This is a genomic window from Mesorhizobium sp. RCAM 06353 (genome assembly GCF_059683585.1).
Genome location: NZ_CM185031.1, coordinates 2002584 through 2019608, shown reverse-complemented (window position 1 = coordinate 2019608; position 17025 = coordinate 2002584). Strand labels below are relative to the sequence as shown.

14 protein-coding genes and 1 pseudogene are annotated in these 17025 nt (G+C 63.5%); 8 read left to right on the top strand and 7 right to left on the bottom strand.

Annotated elements, in window-relative coordinates; all coding sequences use genetic code 11:
• Window positions 1-2: 2 nt before the first annotated feature.
• From AC56QX_RS09520 to AC56QX_RS09500, 5 genes are all read right to left on the bottom strand, one after another.
• A complete protein-coding gene (locus AC56QX_RS09520) occupies window positions 3-1001 on the bottom strand; it encodes an alpha-ketoacid dehydrogenase subunit beta (protein ID WP_183463635.1) in 999 nt (332 codons plus the stop codon).
• Window positions 1001-2029: a thiamine pyrophosphate-dependent dehydrogenase E1 component subunit alpha gene (locus AC56QX_RS09515; protein WP_497115489.1), complete on the bottom strand. Its 1029-nt coding sequence runs from the start codon at window positions 2027-2029 to the stop codon at window positions 1001-1003. The genes AC56QX_RS09520 and AC56QX_RS09515 overlap by 1 nt, the downstream gene beginning before the upstream one ends.
• 2 nt (window positions 2030-2031) lie before the next feature.
• Window positions 2032-3360 carry an NAD(P)H-dependent oxidoreductase gene (locus tag AC56QX_RS09510; protein WP_258589039.1) on the bottom strand — a complete coding sequence of 443 codons (1329 nt, stop codon included), beginning with the start codon at window positions 3358-3360 and terminating at the stop codon, window positions 2032-2034.
• Between the two features lie 289 nt (window positions 3361-3649).
• Entirely contained in the window at window positions 3650-4423 is a 774-nt protein-coding gene (locus AC56QX_RS09505) for a phosphodiesterase (protein WP_497115486.1), read from the bottom strand.
• Between the two features lie 72 nt (window positions 4424-4495).
• Window positions 4496-5284 (bottom strand): 3-hydroxybutyrate dehydrogenase, encoded by a 789-nt coding sequence (locus AC56QX_RS09500; protein ID WP_497115485.1) that lies wholly within the window; start codon window positions 5282-5284, stop codon window positions 4496-4498.
• 245 nt (window positions 5285-5529) lie between these two features.
• Between AC56QX_RS09500 and AC56QX_RS09495 the strand changes: the two genes are divergently transcribed.
• The gene (locus tag AC56QX_RS09495; protein ID WP_497115484.1) at window positions 5530-6318 is read left to right on the top strand and encodes an acetoacetate decarboxylase; all 789 of its coding nucleotides are present in this window, start codon (window positions 5530-5532) and stop codon (window positions 6316-6318) included.
• Complete coding sequence (locus tag AC56QX_RS09490) at window positions 6311-7471, top strand: patatin-like phospholipase family protein (RefSeq protein WP_497115482.1); 1161 nt, start codon at window positions 6311-6313, stop codon at window positions 7469-7471. Before AC56QX_RS09495 ends, AC56QX_RS09490 begins: the two co-directional genes overlap by 8 nt.
• 309 nt (window positions 7472-7780) lie before the next feature.
• Here AC56QX_RS09490 and AC56QX_RS09485 read toward each other — a convergent pair whose 3' ends face one another.
• Together AC56QX_RS09485 and AC56QX_RS09480 are read right to left on the bottom strand one after the other, a co-directional pair.
• The gene (locus AC56QX_RS09485) at window positions 7781-9391 is read right to left on the bottom strand and encodes an inorganic phosphate transporter (RefSeq protein ID WP_497115480.1); all 1611 of its coding nucleotides are present in this window, start codon (window positions 9389-9391) and stop codon (window positions 7781-7783) included.
• A 127-nt stretch (window positions 9392-9518) separates the two neighbouring features.
• Window positions 9519-10733 carry an ROK family protein gene (locus AC56QX_RS09480; protein WP_497115479.1) on the bottom strand — a complete coding sequence of 405 codons (1215 nt, stop codon included), beginning with the start codon at window positions 10731-10733 and terminating at the stop codon, window positions 9519-9521.
• 219 nt (window positions 10734-10952) lie between these two features.
• On the opposite strand from AC56QX_RS09480, the pseudogene AC56QX_RS09475 reads away from it, so the two are divergent.
• The 6 genes and pseudogenes from AC56QX_RS09475 (at window position 10953) to AC56QX_RS09450 (ending at window position 17022) form a co-directional block, all read left to right on the top strand.
• Window positions 10953-12192, top strand: a pseudogene (locus AC56QX_RS09475) (extracellular solute-binding protein).
• Window positions 12193-12272: 80 nt separating this feature from the next.
• Window positions 12273-13157 (top strand): carbohydrate ABC transporter permease, encoded by an 885-nt coding sequence (locus AC56QX_RS09470; protein ID WP_497115477.1) that lies wholly within the window; start codon window positions 12273-12275, stop codon window positions 13155-13157.
• Complete coding sequence (locus AC56QX_RS09465; protein WP_497115475.1) at window positions 13157-14002, top strand: carbohydrate ABC transporter permease; 846 nt, start codon at window positions 13157-13159, stop codon at window positions 14000-14002. Before AC56QX_RS09470 ends, AC56QX_RS09465 begins: the two co-directional genes overlap by 1 nt.
• On the top strand, window positions 13999-15021 hold the full coding sequence (locus AC56QX_RS09460) for an SIS domain-containing protein (protein ID WP_497115473.1): 1023 nt from the start codon (window positions 13999-14001) through the stop codon (window positions 15019-15021). The genes AC56QX_RS09465 and AC56QX_RS09460 overlap by 4 nt, the downstream gene beginning before the upstream one ends.
• Window positions 15021-15959, top strand: coding sequence for a PfkB family carbohydrate kinase (locus tag AC56QX_RS09455; protein ID WP_497115471.1), 939 nt, complete (start codon window positions 15021-15023; stop codon window positions 15957-15959). Before AC56QX_RS09460 ends, AC56QX_RS09455 begins: the two co-directional genes overlap by 1 nt.
• Window positions 15946-17022 carry an ABC transporter ATP-binding protein gene (locus AC56QX_RS09450; protein ID WP_497115470.1) on the top strand — a complete coding sequence of 359 codons (1077 nt, stop codon included), beginning with the start codon at window positions 15946-15948 and terminating at the stop codon, window positions 17020-17022. Before AC56QX_RS09455 ends, AC56QX_RS09450 begins: the two co-directional genes overlap by 14 nt.
• The last annotated feature ends 3 nt before the right edge of the window (window positions 17023-17025 follow it).

Here is a 17025-nt window from a genome sequence, read left to right as displayed (position 1 = left end):
TCTCAGCGAACCCCTTTCACGAGGTCGCGCGCGGCGGTGATGATGTCGGGAACCTGCGGAACTGTCGCTTTCTCGAGCTCCGGATTGTAGGGGATCGGCGTCTCGGCGCCGCCCAGCCGCACGATCGGCGCGTCGAGATAATCAAAGGCCTCGCTCTCGGCGATCATGGCGCTGACCTCGGCACCGATGCCCAGTGTCTTGACCGCTTCGTAGACGCACATCAGCCGCGACGTCTTCTTGACGCTGTCGATGACGGTCTGCTTGTCCATCGGCCGGATGGTCCGGAGATCCACGACTTCGACGTCGATGCCTTCGGCTTCCAGCGTAGCCGCGGCGTCGAGTGCCTTCTGCACCATGATCGAGGTGGCGACAATGGTTAGATCGCGGCCCTCGCGGCGGATATCCGCCTTGCCGATCGGCACGGTGTAATAGCCCTCGGGAACCGGGCCCTTCATCTTGTAGAGCAGCTTGTGCTCGAAGATCATCACCGGATCAGGATCGGCGACCGCCGCCAGAAGCATGCCCTTGGCGTCGTAGGGCGTGGCCGGCTGGATGACCTTGAGGCCGGGCACATGGCCGAGCCAGGCTTCCAGGCTCTGGCTGTGCTGGGCCGCGGCACCGGTGCCGGAACCGGCGGGAAAGCGCATTACCACGGGCACCGAAACCTCGCCGCCCAGCATGAAGCGCATCTTGGCCGCCTGGTTGACGATCTGCTCCATGGCAAGCGTCGCGAAATCGGAAAACTGAAATTCGAAGATCGGCCGCATGCCGGTGAGCGCAGCACCAACCGCGACGCCAGCGCCGCCCAGTTCCGAAATCGGCGTGTCGATGACGCGCTCCGTGCCAAAGCGCTCGACCAGATCGCCGGTCACCTGGAAGGCGCCGCCATAGACGCCGATATCCTCGCCCATCAGGAAGACGCGTTCGTCCATGTCCATGGCGATCGCCATGGCTTCCTGGATCGCCTGGGCGTAGCTCAGTTCACGCACCATCGCGTCCATCACGCCTGCTCCGTATACACGTAATTCCCGGTCTCGCTGACGTCAGGCGACGGGCTCGCCTTGGCAAACTCGATACCGTCGGCGATCTCCTGCGCCACCCCACTGCGGATGGCCTCGATGCCCTTGTCGTCGATGAAGCCGAATTCGCGCAGCTCGTTTTCGAACAGCGTGATCGGGTCGCGATTCGACATCCAGTCCTCGATCTCCTCCTTGGTGCGATAGCGGTTGCGGTCGCTCTTGGAATGGCCACGATGGCGGTAGGTCTTGGATTCGATCAGTGTCGGCCCCTCACCCGCACGGGCACGCTCGACGGCTGTGTAGGACGCCTCGGCGACTTCCGAAAAAATGTTGCCGTTGACGATGACGCCAGGCATCGAATAGGCGGCGGCGCGATCGGCGATGTTCTTGACCGCGGTCGAGCGCGCGGTCGATGTCGACATGCCGTAGCCATTGTTCTCGCAGACGAAAATGACCGGCAGCTTCCAGACCGCCGCCATGTTGAGCGCCTCGTGGAAGGCGCCCTCATTGTTGGCGCCATCGCCGAAGAAGGAGACGACCACCTTGCCGGTCTTCATCATCTTGGAAGAGAGCGCCGCACCGACGGCGATCGGAATGCCGCCGCCGACAATGCCGTTGGCGCCGAGATTGCCCTTGGCGACATCGGCAATGTGCATCGAACCGCCACGGCCTTTGCAGTAGCCAGTGGTCTTGCCGAAGAACTCGGCGAACATGCGCTTGACCTCGGCGCCCTTGGCGATGCAGTGGCCATGGCCGCGATGCGTCGAGGTGATCTGGTCATCCTCGCCAAGCGGCATGCAGATGCCCATGGCGCTGGCTTCCTGGCCGATCGACAGATGCATGGTCCCGTGGATGAGACCGCGCGTGTAGCTGTCCTCCGCGCCCTCTTCGAAGCGGCGGATGAGGTACATCTTGTAGAGCACCTGCTTGAGCTGTTCGGCGCTATACTGTCGATAGACGAAAGGCAGGTTGGCGCGACTGTCGGCGACGGCTTTGCTGGCACCGGCCATGATCAGGCTCCCACGGTTCCGTAGACGAGCTTGTCCTGGCGGGCGCGCAGTTCGGCGATCTTGGAGCCCGGGGCCGGGGCGGCATTGGCATAGGTGATGAGCTCGCCCTTCTTGATCGGCGCCGTGACCGAGCCGCCTTGCAGCAGGCCGCAGGGAATGGCCTTGGCGGCATGCGCTTCCGGTGCCGTCATGATCCAGGCGCGATAGCAATATTCACCGATCGCATCGAGCTTCTCGCCGGGCTGCATGTCCTTCTTGGCCACTGCGGCAACTTCAGCCACGGGCTTTGCCAGCGGCACCATGTCGGCCTTGCCGTAGAGCACGACGCGGGCGCAGGTCAGCGGCACTTCGAGCGAGGTCAGGTGATAGGGCCGATGGAAGGTGAAGTACGGGCCCTTGCCCATCTTCAGATCTTCCATGCGCTCCGAAATGCGCGGATGCGACATGTCGGCGACGACGAAGACGCCGGGCGCCACGCCCTTGCCGATCGAATAGTCGACGACGCCGACCCTGGAGAGCACACCACCATCCTTTTCAGGCACCAGCACTTTCGACAGTTCGCCGAGGGTCGCGGCCGGGCCATGCATGCCGGCCTTGTCGGGCACCAGCCCGGTGGCATTGGCGATTGCCGCCATCTCGACCATGGTCTTCGAACCATCGACGAATTCGACCAGCATGCGCACATTCATATGCCGGCGCTTCGCCTCCTCTTCATAGGCGGGCGGGGTGGCGTCGATGTTGAGCGGATTGTTTTTGCCCTTGCCGGCGGCGACGATCGGATGACCCATCGCCGAGACGAATTCGATCAGTTCCATGCACGAGGACGGCTCGTCGCCGGCACCCAGCGAATAGGTGACGCCAAGCCGGTCTGCCTCGCTCTTCAGATAGGCGCCGATGGTAACGTCGGCCTCGACATTCATCATCACCAGATGCTTGCCATGCTCCATGGCGCGCAAGCCGATCTCCGCACCGACCGCGGGAACACCAGTGGCATCGATGACGACGTCGATCAGGTCATTGTTGATGACCAGGCTGGCGTCGTTGGTAACCGCCACTTTGCCGGCCTCCATGGCGGCCGTCATCGCCGAAGCGTTCGACACTTCGCGCGCATGCCCGGTTTCCTGGAAGGCGATATCCACCGCCCTGCTGGCAGCCGGCAGGTTCAGTTCCGAGATGGCGCCGATCTCGATGCCGGACATGTGGGCGACGCGGGTGACGATATCGGTTCCCATCTCGCCGGAGCCGATCAGACCGATGCGGATGGGTTTGCCCGACTTGCCGCGTTCCTCGAGATCGCGGGCAAGGCCCGTCAACGAAACATTGGAAGCCATACCGCTCATTCCTCCCACATTGCAGGCTTGTTCATTCGCTTGACCGGTATTGAACATCTGTATTTCTGTCAAGACTAATGTCCAAATCCGTGTGCTTTTTGGCACCCTTTCGCGGAGCCTCGTGCGGGCCAAAAAAGCACAGTGAAGCGCGGCAACCGCACAGGACGATGCGCGCGGGCAGACGGTCGCCGGGATATGAGCTGCGGCGCACGGAGATGGGAGACACTTTCAGGCGGTCTCGACAGTCGCTTCATCACGACCGCCGCACCCATTCTCTGACTGGAGACCTCTACGGAGCTCGATCCGACACCGCTAGCACCGGAAAATCGTGGAAATGCACGATCACCCCATCGGCGTCGATGAAGATCACGGCATAGGCGGGCGGCTCGTGGCCCAGGCTCCAGCTCTGCGAAAAATCGAGCGCGGTCTGGTGGTTGGTGCTGCGCAGCGTGCTGACCGGTATGCCGCGCCAGCTGCCGGCAATCAGCCGATGGACGTGGCCCGTGAAGATGTGGCGGACATTGCCATGGCGCCGGAGGATCTCATGGAAGCCATCGGCGTCGGCCAGCCTGACCTCGTCAAGCACCGGCATGTGTATCCGGAACGGCGGATGGTGCATGAACAGGAAGGCCGGGCCGCGCGCTTCCCTGAGCTTTTCGTCCAGCCATTCAAGTCGCGCCGAGCACAGCCGGCCCTCGACATGGCCGCTGTCCAGCGTGTCCAGAAGGATCAGGCGACCCTCGCTGCCATCGAAGACACTCTGGACGAACCCGCGCTCGGTGGCAGCCTCCGGGAACATCTCCAGAAATAACGCCCGGTCGTCATGGTTGCCGAGCATCAGCCGGCAGGGTGGAGAAAATTGCGCCAGCCTCTCCCGCAACGCCGCATAGGCGGCGCGCTCGCCGTCATTGGTCAGGTCGCCTGAGATCACCACCAGATCGGCATCGGCATGGTTCTTGCCGATGTCGGTCAGGCAGGCCTCCAGCCTTGCCAGCGGATCGGAGCCGTAGAGAAGGCCACCCGGCGTCATCAGATGCGGATCGGAGAGCTGGATGATTTTCATGGACCTGACTGTACCCTTCCCGCCGGCGCCCGCGCGGCACCGGCCGGAAAACGCAACGCCTCGATTGCCTCTCTACTGTGCCGTCCAACCACCATCCATCGGTAAAGTCGCGCCAGTGATCTGCCTGGCGGAATCCGAACACAGGAACAGCGTCAGCGCCGCAAGTTCCTCGACGGTGACGAATTCCTTCGTCGGCTGTGCCGCGAGCAACACGTCATGCTTGACCTGCTCTTCGGTCATGCCGCGCGCTTTCATCGTGTCGGGAATCTGCTTTTCGACCAGCGGCGTCCAGACATAGCCCGGCGCGATGGCGTTGACGGTGATGCCGTCCTGCGCGGTTTCCAGCGCCACCGTCTTGGTCAGGCCGGCAATGCCGTGCTTGGCCGAGACATAGGCCGACTTGAACGGCGAGGCGACCAGCGCATGCGCCGAGGCCGTGTTGATGATGCGGCCCCAGTTGCGTGCCTTCATGCCGGGCACCACCGCCTTGATGGCATAGAAGGCGGCCAGAAGATTGATGCGGATGATGGCTTCCCACTTGTCGTCGGGAAACTCCTCGATCGGCGCGACATGCTGGATGCCGGCATTGTTGACCAGGATGTCGAGGCTGCCGAACGCCGCCTCGGCGTCATGCACCATGGCACTGACCGCGGCGCCATCCATCATGTTGGCATCGGAATAGCGGCACTTGACGCCGAAATCCTTCTCGATGCCGGCGCGCTCCTGCTCGATGGCCGCGGCGTCGCCAAGGCCGTTGATGGTGACATTGGCGCCTTCGGCGGCGAAGGCGCGGGCGATGGCCAGGCCGATACCGCTGGTCGAGCCGGTGACGAGGGCATTCTTCGAAGACAGGGAACCCATGGTGATCTCGCGAGGGTGGGAGGGAATGAGAGCATATAATTGTGCGTCGCAACATGACAATGACAGAGCCATGTGTCGATGCGATTACAGCCAGAGGGCAGCCCCGGCATGGCCCTCGACCGCCGCGAAATCATGGTCGTCAGGCTGACACGGCATTGTCATGGTGCCGTGCAACATAATCGGGTGCGCATTCGCGCCGTCATTCCTGAAACGAAATTCACCTGACAACACCTTGGGGGTGCAGCTTGGAAATCGCCGATGTCGTGAAGCGCGCCTATGCGATGCCGCTGACCAATCCGTCGTTCCCGCCGGGGCCTTATCGTTTCTTCGACCGCGAATACATCATCATCACCTACCGCACGACGCGCGAGGCGCTCGAAGCCGTGGTGCCGGCGCCGCTGGAGATCGACGAGCCGCTGGTCAAGTACGAATTCATCCGCATGCCGGACTCGACCGGCTTCGGCGACTACACCGAGACCGGCCAAGTCATCCCGGTGAAATACAAGGGCCAGCATGGCGGCTACGTCCATTCGATGTATCTCGACGACGACGCGCCGATCGCTGGCGGCCGCGAGCTGTGGGGGTTTCCCAAGAAGCTGGCCAATCCCAAGATCGTCCATGAAGGCGAGGTGATCGTCGGCACGCTGCACTATGGCAGCGTCCTGTGCGCCACCGGCACGATGGGCTACAAGCACCGGGAAGCCGATCACGATTCCGTGCTCGCAGCACTCGCTGCTCCCAATTTCCTGATCAAGATCATCCCGCATGTCGACGGCACGCCGCGCATCTGCGAGCTGGTGCGCTACTACCTCACCGACATCACGCTGAAGGAAGCCTGGACGGCGCCGGCCGCGCTCGATCTTCGGCCCCATGTCATGGCCGACGTGGCGAAGCTGCCTGTGCTCGACATCGTCTCCGCCGTCCACTTCAAAGCCGACCTGACGCTTGGCTTGGGCGAGGTCATGCACGACTATCTCAGTGATCACAGCCGGCTCGCAACCAGCTCAACCCAGCCGGAGAAAATTCGTGCTTGAACGCAACCGAAACAAGGAAGCCGCCGCCACGATCGAGGAGATCTCGGCGCAGTATGACCGCATCGCCCTGGTGTTCCAGGGCGGCGGCGCGCTCGGCGCCTATCAGGCCGGCGTTTACCAGGCACTTGCCTATGCCGGCTGCGAGCCGAGCTGGCTGTCCGGCGTCTCGATCGGCGCCATCAACGCCTCGATCATCGCCGGCAATGAGCCCAGCCGCCGCCTTCAGCGCCTCGAACAGTTCTGGCAGACCATCTCGGGTCGCAAGATCTGGTCCTACACGCCGGAAGGCGACATCTACCGCGACATCCGCAACCGCACCTCATCCTGGATGACGATGACCATGGGCCAGCCCGGCTTCTTCAAGCCGCGCAACCCCAATCCCTGGCTCGAGCCGCAGGGCGCCGAGGGTGCGACCAGCTTCTACGACACGGCCGAGCTGAAGGACACGCTGGAGAGCCTGATCGACTTCGATATCCTGAACGACGGCAAGAAGCGGCTGAGCGTCGGCGCGGTTAACGTCCGCACCGGCAACTTCGTCTATTTCGATACCGACAAGGTTCGCATTGGACCCGAGCACATCATGGCCAGCGGCGCGCTGCCGCCGGCCTTCCCGTCGGTCCGCATCGAGGGCGAATATTACTGGGACGGCGGCATCGTCTCCAACACGCCGCTGCAATATCTGCTCGACCAGGAGGAGGACCGCTCATCCCTGGTGTTCCAGGTCGACCTGTTCAGCGCCCGCGGCGTCCTGCCGCGCAGCATGCCGGACGTCCTGTCGCGTCACAAGGACATCATGTATTCCAGCCGCACGCGCCAGAACACCGACAATTTCAAGCGCATCCATAGCCTGAAGATGCGGCTGCTCGATGCGCTCAAGCGCGTGCCCAAGGAGCAGCTGACGCCGGCGGAAGAAGCGTTGATCGCCGACTATTCCGATGCCGGCATCGTCAACATCGTGCACCTCATCTACCAGCACAAGGGCTATGAAGGTCACGCCAAGGACTATGAATTCTCCGGCACCTCGATGCGCGAGCATTGGGAGACCGGCCTGGAAGACACGCAGCGCACCTTGCGCCATCGCAAATGGCTGACGATGCCGACCAATGTCGATGGCGTTGCCATCCACGATCTGCACAGAGAAGATCCGACTTAAGGTCAGGCAAGGATCATTCGCAGGGACCTGTGCATACCAGGTACCCGTCGAGTTCCTTCACACCCCCCTCTGTCCTGCCGGACATCTCCCCCGCAAGGGGGGAGATTGGCAGTTTGACCCTCAGCATCAATCTTCTAACGCTGGTAGTTGGCGAAAGTGGGCGGGACATCCGATCTCCCTCCTTGCGGGGGAGATGGCCGGCAGGCCAGAGGGGGGTGCTGTCCCGCAAGCGCTTCAGAATAGCCTAAAAGAAAAAAGCAGCGCCGGCGAACCGGCGCTGCCTTTTGTTTGAGAGCTCTTGCGCCCCGCTCAGAACACCTGGCGGAAGATGATGAACAGCGTGAAGGCAAGCGCGATCGAGCATGGCAGGGTCAGAACCCAGGCCAGCAAAAGATTGCGCACCGTCGACCATTGCAGGCCCGAGCCGTTGGCGGCCATCGTTCCGGCGACGCCCGACGACAGCACATGGGTTGTCGAGACCGGCAGACCGAGCCGGTCGGCCATGCCGATGGTCACCATCGCCACGAGCTCGGCCGCCGCACCTTGGCCATAGGTCAGGTGGCTCTTGCCGATCTTCTCGCCGACGGTGACGACGATGCGTTTCCAGCCGACCATGGTGCCGAGGCCCAGCGCCAGCGCCACCGCGACCTTCACCCAGATCGGGATGAACTTCGTCGCGTTGTCGACGGCCTTATGATAGTCGGTCACCGCCTTGAGATCGGTAGCCTCCATTGGCAGCAGCTGCTTCTTGTCGATCAGCTTGAGCGCCTCGCCGATCAGGTAGATATCGTTACGGGCGTTGCTGACGAGATCGGTCGGCACATTGTCGACCGATGCATAGGGCTGCAGCGAAGCGGTCGTGTTGTGAATGTAGGTCTGCAACGCGACGGTCGTCTGGTCGCTCCAGGTCCGGGTGCGCACGGCATCTTGCACGGCTGCCTTGGCGGCTTTGGCATCGGCAACGGTGACTCCGGGCTTCGCATATTTGCCCAGCGCCGTTTCGACATTGGTCGAAGCCGACTTGTAGGCTTCGAGATAGTTGATGTCGGGTGTGCGGTTCAGCGCATAGGCCGTGGGCACCACACCGATCAGGATCAGCATGATCAGGCCCATGCCTTTCTGGCCGTCGTTCGAACCGTGCGCGAAGCTGACGCCGGTGCAGGTGAAGATCAACAAAGCGCGGATCCACCATGGCGGCGGGGCGTTGCCTTTCGGCGCCTCATAGAGGGCCGGATTGCGCACCAGCAGCTTCATTGCATAGAGCAGGATGGCCGCGGCGAAGAAGCCGATGATCGGCGACACCAGCAAGGTCACACCGACATTGGTCGCCTGCGACCAGTCGACGCCGCTGGTGGCGCTGCCGGCAGGTGCCATGAACTGGTTGGCAAGGCCGACGCCGATGATCGAACCGACCATCGTGTGCGAGCTCGAGGCCGGCAAGCCGAGGAACCAGGTGCCGAGGTTCCACAGGATGGCGGCGACCAGCAGCGCGAACACCATGGCAAAGCCGGAGGAGGAGCCGACCTGCAGGATCAGCTCGACCGGCAGCAGCGACAGGATGCCGAAGGCGACCGCGCCGCTGGAGGTGAGAACGCCGAGGAAATTGAAGGCGCCGGACCACATGACGGCGAATTCGGCCGGCAGGGAGCGCGTGTAGATGACGGTCGCCACCGCATTGGCGGTGTCGTGGAAACCGTTGACGAATTCGAAGCCGAGCGCGATCAGCAAGGCGATGCCGAGCAGGATCCACGGCACGGTCTTGGCCACCGCCAGATCCTGGCTCAACGCGTAGCCGACATAGACCACGCCGACCAGAACCAGCACGCCGAAGGCCGGCAGGAACCACTTCGCGCTGCCCGAACTATCCAGCGGATGATCCGGTCTCGGAATCCCCGCCTCACTGGAAATTATGTCCACCATGTCCCACTCCTATTGCATTGCAGCAAAGAACTGGAAAAGACGCTATGTCCGGTCGATGAACCCTGTGTGACGACGACAGCCGGCTTTAATGCGTTCGACGCGACGCGCTTTTAGGTCCTCGACGCCGCTACACCGGACCGGGGCTTGTCTTCAGGATCGCCGAGAACAGCGGATCGAAGGCGCGGCTGATCGGCGCAGCCGCGGCGCCGAGCGCGATCGACCAGGGGTCGGTGGTGCCGAGTTGCAGGCGCGGCAAAGTCCGGCCCGGCCGGTCGGCGATCGACGGCAGCAGCGGATGCATCGCCTTGAGAAGCCGGCGCGCCAGCCCTTCCGGCGCACCGCTGGTCAGGATGACGGTCTGTGGATCGAAGATCGTTTCGATGAGATGCAAACTCCAGCGCAGATCATGCGCTGCACCATCGATCCAGGCCATCATCCTCGGATCTTCGGCCAGCACCAGGGCGTTCATCTGTTCGTAGATGTCGCTGTCGGCGGGGTTGAGGCCGAGATGCAGGTAGAGCGAGGCCAGCGACGCCCGGTGCTCGAGCGGCGTCGAACCCGGACCGGCCGGTGCGAGCAGCGCCATGCCGATTTCGCCGGCATTGCCATGGCCGCCGCTGTAGAGCTCGCCATTGAGGATCAGGCCGGCACCGATGCCGTAACCGACATAGAGGCAGACCGCGTGATCGACGCCATGCGCCGCGCCGACAATACGCTCCGCCGTGGCGCAGGCGGCGGCGTCGTTCTGTAGGCCGACATTCAGTCCCGTGCCTTTGGCCAGCGTCTCCAGCAATGGAAATTTCTGCCAGGCCGGCATCATCCATTTGTCGTCGGAATCTTTCAGTCCGAAAGGTCCGGGCATGGCAACGCCGAGACCGACCAGCCGTTTTTCCGATTGGGCCGAAATGCCGGCCAGGTCGCGGCGGACGCCCGCGATCAGCTCGAGGATGATCTCGACGCCCTTCGACGGCTCATCGAAAGGCAGGTTCGCCTCTGCCCGCGCCAGCACGCTGCCCATCAGGTCGACGGCGACCGCGCGCGTCAGATGGCGGTCGATATGCAGACCGATGGCGAAGGCGCCTTCGGGCACCAGCCTGTAAGGCGTCGAGGGTTGCCCTCTGCCCTTGCGCACTGCGTCCAGCGCGACCACCAGGCCATCGCTTTCGAGATCCTCGATGATGTTGGAAACCGCCTGCTTGGTGAGTTGCGTCGCCCGCGCCAGGTCGGCGCGCGACAGGGCGCCGTTGAGGCGCAGCGCCTCGATCATGACCCGGCGGTTGTGCGCGCTGGTGCCTTCCTGATTGGTGCCGCTTTTGGCGCGGATCGGGCTGATGTCGTCCACCGGCGTTTCCCCTCTTGACTCCATTAGAATATTGATCGACTAATTAAGTCAAGCGAGTTGACTTAATGCAAACCGACCGACCCAAAACAAGATGGCAAAGGCCTCTGCCTGTCGCCACTGGTCAGCCGGGTAACCATCAGGTCACGCGACATGGATCCGGGAAGACGATGCGAAATATCAGCATCGCCGGCCCGTCAACGCCGGAAATGGGAGAAGTAGATGCTTAAGACAATCACCAAAACACTGGTCGGCGCGGTCTTCGCCGGAGGACTGCTCGTCCCCCACGCTTTCGCCGAAACGACGCTCAACGCGCTGTTCATGGCGCAGGCTGCTTACAGCGAAGCCGACGTGCGCGCCATGACGGACGCCTTCACCAAGGCCAACCCGGACGTCAAGGTCAATCTCGAATTCGTTCCCTATGAAGGCCTGCACGACAAGACCGTGCTCGCGCAAGGCTCGGGCGGCGGCTATGACGTCGTGCTGTTCGACGTCATCTGGCCGGCCGAATACGCCACCAACAAGGTGCTGGTCGACGTCTCGTCGAAGATCACCGACGACATGAAGAAGGGCGTGCTGCCCGGCGCCTGGACCACGGTCCAGTATGACGGCAAGTACTATGGCATGCCCTGGATCCTCGACACCAAATACCTGTTCTACAACAAGGACATCCTGGAAAAGGCCGGCATCAAGACGCCGCCGAAGACCTGGGAAGAGCTCGGCGCACAGGCCAAGATCATCCAGGACAAGGGCCTGCTGAAGACGCCGATCGCCTGGAGCTGGTCGCAGGCCGAAGCGGCGATCTGCGACTACGCCACGCTGGTCAGCGCCTATGGCGGCGACTTCCTCAAGGACGGCAAGCCGGACTTCCAGAATGGCGGCGGCCTGTCGGCGCTGAAATACATGGTCGACAGTTACAAGTCCGGCCTCACCAATCCGAATTCCAAGGAATTCCTGGAAGAGGACGTGCGCAAGGTTTTTGAAAACGGCGACGCCGCCTTCGCGCTGAACTGGACCTACATGTACAACATGGCCAACGATCCGAAGGACTCGAAGGTCGTTGGCAAGGTCGGCGTCGTGCCGGCACCCGGCGTCACCGGCATCAGCGATGTGTCGGCCGTCAACGGCTCGATGGGTCTTGGCGTCACCGCGGTCTCGAAGCATCCGGACGAAGCCTGGAAATACATCGAATACATGACCTCGCAGGCGACGCAGAACCAGTATGCCAAGCTCTCGCTGCCGATCTGGGCTTCGTCCTATGACGACCCGGCCGTCACCAAGGGCCAGGAAGAACTGATCGCCGCCGCCAAGCTTGGCCTCGGCCGCCATGTATCCGCGTCCGACCACGCCGAAATACCAGGAGTTGTCGACCGCGCTCCAGCAGGCGATCCAGGAATCGCTGCTCGGCCAGTCCTCGCCTGAGGATGCCTTGAACACGGCCGCCAAGAACAGCGGTCTCTGAGCAGTTTTCTCCAGTTGCGGGCGGCCTAGTGCCGCCCGTGCTATGTCTGAAATCGTGACGAATGAAGAGAGGCTGCTCCGATGTCGAGCACCTGGATGACAACCCGCGCGTGGCTGCTGATGCTGCCGCTGCTCGTGGTCATGGTCGCCGTCATCGGCTGGCCGCTGGTCGATACGGTCGGCCTTTCCTTCACCGACGCCAAGCTCGTCGGTACCGGCGGCAATTTCGTCGGCTTCGACAATTACACCAACATGCTGTCGAGCTCGAATTTTTCGCGCACGCTGGTCACCACCACGCTGTTCGCGGTCATTTCAGTTGCCGCCGAAATGGTGATCGGCGTGCTCGCCGCCCTACTGCTCAATCAGCAGTTCCACGGCCGCGCCGTCCTGCGCGCCCTGATGATCCTACCCTGGGCATTGCCGACAGTGGTCAACGCCACGCTGTGGCGGCTGATCTACAATCCCGAATATGGCGCTCTGAACGCTGCCTTGACGCAACTGCATCTCATCGACGCCTACCGCTCCTGGCTCGGTGAACCCGGCACTGCATTGGCAGCCCTGATCGTCGCCGACTGCTGGAAGAACTTTCCGCTGGTGGCGCTGATTGCGCTCGCCGCACTGCAGGCGGTGCCCCGCGACATCACCGCCGCTTCGCTCGTCGACGGTGCGGGACCTTTCAACCGCTTCCGCTTCGTCATCCTGCCCTATCTCGCCGGCCCGCTGATGGTGGCGCTGGTGTTGCGCACCATCGAGGCCTTCAAGGTCTTCGACATCATCTGGGTGATGACCCGTGGTGGCCCGGCCAACAGCACGCGCACGCTGTCGATCCTCGTCTACCAGGAAGCCTTCTCCTTCCAGCGCGCCGGCTCCGGCGCATCGCTGGCGCTGATCGTCACCTTGCTCGTCACCGTGCTCGCCGTCGCCTATGCGGCGCTGGTCAGGAAGACCGCCGGGAGTGCCGCCTGATGGAACGCAAGAGCCCCGCCTTCACGATCTTCATCTATGCCTGTGCGCTGCTGCTTGCCGCAATCATCCTGGCGCCCATCGCCTGGCTGTTCATCATGAGCATTTCGCCGGCCGCCGATCTTGCTGCCAAGCCGCTGCGCTGGTGGCCACAGGCGGCCGACTTCTCGCGCTACCAGACATTGCTGTCGACGGCTGAAAACAGCGCCGGCGCCGCCTTCACCTCGTCGCTGCGCAACAGCCTGGAGATATCAGGCATGGCGACGCTGGCGGCACTCGCTCTGGCCATCCCCGCCGGCTGGGCGGTCTCGCGCACGCCGGCGATCGGCTGGTCGCTGTCGATGGTCATCGCCACCTATATGCTGCCGCCGGTGGCGCTCGCCGTGCCGCTTTATATGGGCCTGTCGCATCTTGGCTTGCTCAACAATGTCTTCGGCCTGGCGCTGGTCTACCTGACCATATTGGCGCCCTTCACCACCTGGTTGATGAAGTCTGGCTTTGACTCAATCCCGCGCGAGATCGAGGCGGCGGCGATGATCGACGGCGCCGGTCTGTTCCAGACGCTGCGCATCATCACACTGCCGCTCGCTGCACCTGTCATGGCGACATCGGCGCTGTTTGCCGTGCTGCTCGCCTGGGACGAGTTCTTCTATGCGTTGCTGTTCACCTCCGACCAGCGCGCAAAAACCTTGACCGTCGCCATCGCCGATTTGGCCGGCGGCCGTGTTTCCGACTACGGGCTGATCGCGACCGCCGGCGTGCTCGCCGCTTTGCCGCCGGTGCTGATCGGCCTGGTCATGCAGCGCGCACTGATTTCGGGCCTGACCAGTGGCGGTGTGAAAGGATGATGATGACTGCAACGAAAATTCGGCCGGCCGGACTGGTTGCCATCGACCGCGAAATGGCGCGCCAACACGCGGATGCGCATGCTTCGTTCGAGAACAACACCACCATGGCCGTTGAGGTCGCGGCCTCGATCAGGAAGACCGGGCGTCTGCTTCTGCTGGGCATGGGCGGCTCGCATGCGGTCGGGCGCGCCGTCGAGCCGCTCTATCGTGCGCTCGGCATCGATGCGCTGGCGCTGCCGCTGTCGGAACAGCTCGGCCAGCCAGTGCCGCTCAAAGGCAAGACGGTGCTCATCACCTCGCAGTCGGGCGAGAGCGCTGAAGTGGTCAGGTGGTTCTCGGAGGCCGGAAACCCTGCCGATGTTTTCGGCCTGACGCTTGAAGGCAGCTCGTTCCTGGCGCGCACCGCGCCATGCCTGGTCGGGGCCGGCGGCACCGAACTGGCCTTCGCCGCGACGCGCAGCCTGACCGTGACTTTCGCCTTGCATCTGGCCATCCTTGCAGCCCTTGGCGAAGACCCAAGTGCCGCTCTTGGCGCGCTGGATCAGCCTCAGGACAACGACATCACACAGGGGCTCGCGGCGCTGGACAAGGTCACGAGCATCGTCACCTCCGGCCGCCGCCTGCAAGGCGTTGCCGAAGCACTGGCGCTTGGCCTCACCGAGCTGTCGCGACTTCCATGCTTCTCCCTCGAAGGCGGCCAGTTGCGGCATGGACCGATGGAGATGCTCGGGCCGAAGGTCGGCGTCATCCTATTTCGCGGCAACGACCCAACGGCGGAGTTGGTGACGGCGATGGCTCTTTCCGTGGTCGAGACCGGCGCGCCGCTGGTGATCTTCGACGCCTCCGGGCAAACGCCGGTCGAGGGCGCCGCCACGCTCTCCTTCAAGCCGGCTTCGGGTCTCGCAGCGGTCTTCGCCATGCTGCCGGTGGCACAGCGCCTGATGATCGCCTTCGCCGATGCCCGCGTCGACAATGCCGGCACGCCTGTGCGCTCCACCAAGATCACCAGGAGCGAGTGATGCGTCCGCTTGCTGTGATCGGCAACGTCAATGTCGACCTGATCGTCGGCCCGGTCGCGCCGTGGCCGAAGGCGGGAACGGAAACCGTCGTCGACCATGATGAATTGCGCGTTGGTGGTCAGGCCGGCAACACCGGACTTGCCTGGCAGGCGCTGGGCGTGGATTTCGAGATCGCCGCCAATGTCGGTGACGATCAGTTCGGCCATTGGCTGCGCGAGGCATTCGGCCTCCGCGCCGACAAATGGCCGGTGCGCCCAGAGAGCACGACCCTTTCGGTCGGCATGACCCATCCCGACGGCGAAAGGACATTCTTCACCACGCGCGGCCACCTGCCCCGCTTCAGCCTTGCCGACGTATTTTCGGTGCTCGACGGCAAGCGGCTCGCTGGTGGCTATGCGCTGCTGTGCGGCTCCTTCCTCACCGATGATCTTACCCGCGACTACGAGGCGTTTTTCGACTGGGCGAACGGGCACGACATCGCGGTGGCGCTGGACACCGGCTGGCCGATACAAGGCTGGACGCCGGCGAACTGCAAGGCGGCGCGCACCTGGCTCGCGCGCTGCGACCTTGCCTTGTTCAACGAGGTGGAGACCGTGACCCTGGCCGGCCTGCCCGATCCGGTCGAAGCCGCGCGGCAGATCCAGTCCAGCATGAAGAAGGGCGCGACCGCCGTCGTCAAGCGCGGCCCCGAAGGGGCGATCGCCATCGGCCCGGGCGGAGCGGTGGTCAGGGCGACCGCGCCCGACGTCACGGTCATCGACACGATCGGCGCCGGCGATGTCTTCAACGCCGCCTTCCTCGCTGCTCTCGCTCAGGAACAGCCGCTGTCCGCTTGCCTTGCCGCCGCGACGCATGTCGCCTCGCGCGCCATTTCCACTCTGCCCCGCAACTATGGCGGGCCGATGCAGTTCGAGGAATCCATGCATGAGCGCGCTTGAAATCCGCAACGTCCGCAAGAACTACGGCAGCGTCGAAACGCTGAAGGGCATCGACATCGCGCTGCAGAGTGGCGAGTTCCTGGTGCTGCTCGGCTCGTCGGGCTGCGGAAAATCGACGCTTCTCAACATCATCGCCGGCCTCGCCGAAGCGACGAGCGGCGATGTGCTGATCGGCGGCCGCTCGATCCTCGGCGTCCATCCCAAGAACCGCGACATCGCCATGGTCTTCCAGTCCTACGCGCTCTATCCGAACCTGACTGTCCGCCGCAACATCGGCTTCGGCCTGGAAATGCGCGGCGTTGCCCCCGACGAGCGCGAAAAGGCGGTGAACGAGGCGGCAAGATTGTTGCAGATCGAGGCCTTGCTCGATCGCAAGCCGAGCCAGCTTTCCGGCGGCCAGCGCCAGCGCGTTGCCATCGGCAGGGCGCTGGTGCGCAAGCCGCAGGTCTTCCTCTTCGACGAGCCGCTGTCCAATCTCGACGCCAAGCTGCGCCTGGAAATGCGCACCGAGTTGAAGCGCCTGCACCAGATGTTGCAGACCACGGTCGTCTACGTCACCCACGACCAGATCGAGGCGATGACGCTGGCGACACGCATCGCGGTGATGCGCGACGGCAGGATCGAGCAGCTCGGTACGCCCGAGGAAATCTACAACGACCCGGCAACGCTCTACGTCGCCGGCTTCGTCGGCGCGCCGTCGATGAACATGCTGCAGGCGGTGATCGCTGAGGGAAAGCTGGCCATAGCAGAGCCCGATGTGCGGATCCCTCTGCCGGTACGCTATGCGAACGCGGCGCGCGAAGGCGCTCCGGTGGTCGTCGGCATCAGGCCGGAAGCGCTTCGCGTCGCGACCGGCGCCGCGACGGAGTTGTCACTGCCCGTGGAGATCGAGGTTGTCGAACTGACCGGCCCCGAACTGGTCACGACGGCCCGGATCGGCACGCAACGGCTGACGGCCTGCCTGCCGCCGGCGTCCCGTGTCGCGAAAGGCCAGGCAGCCAACTTCGCCTTCAGCGAAGACGCGCTGCGGCTCTTCGACCCTGACACCGGCAGAGCCCACTGAAGC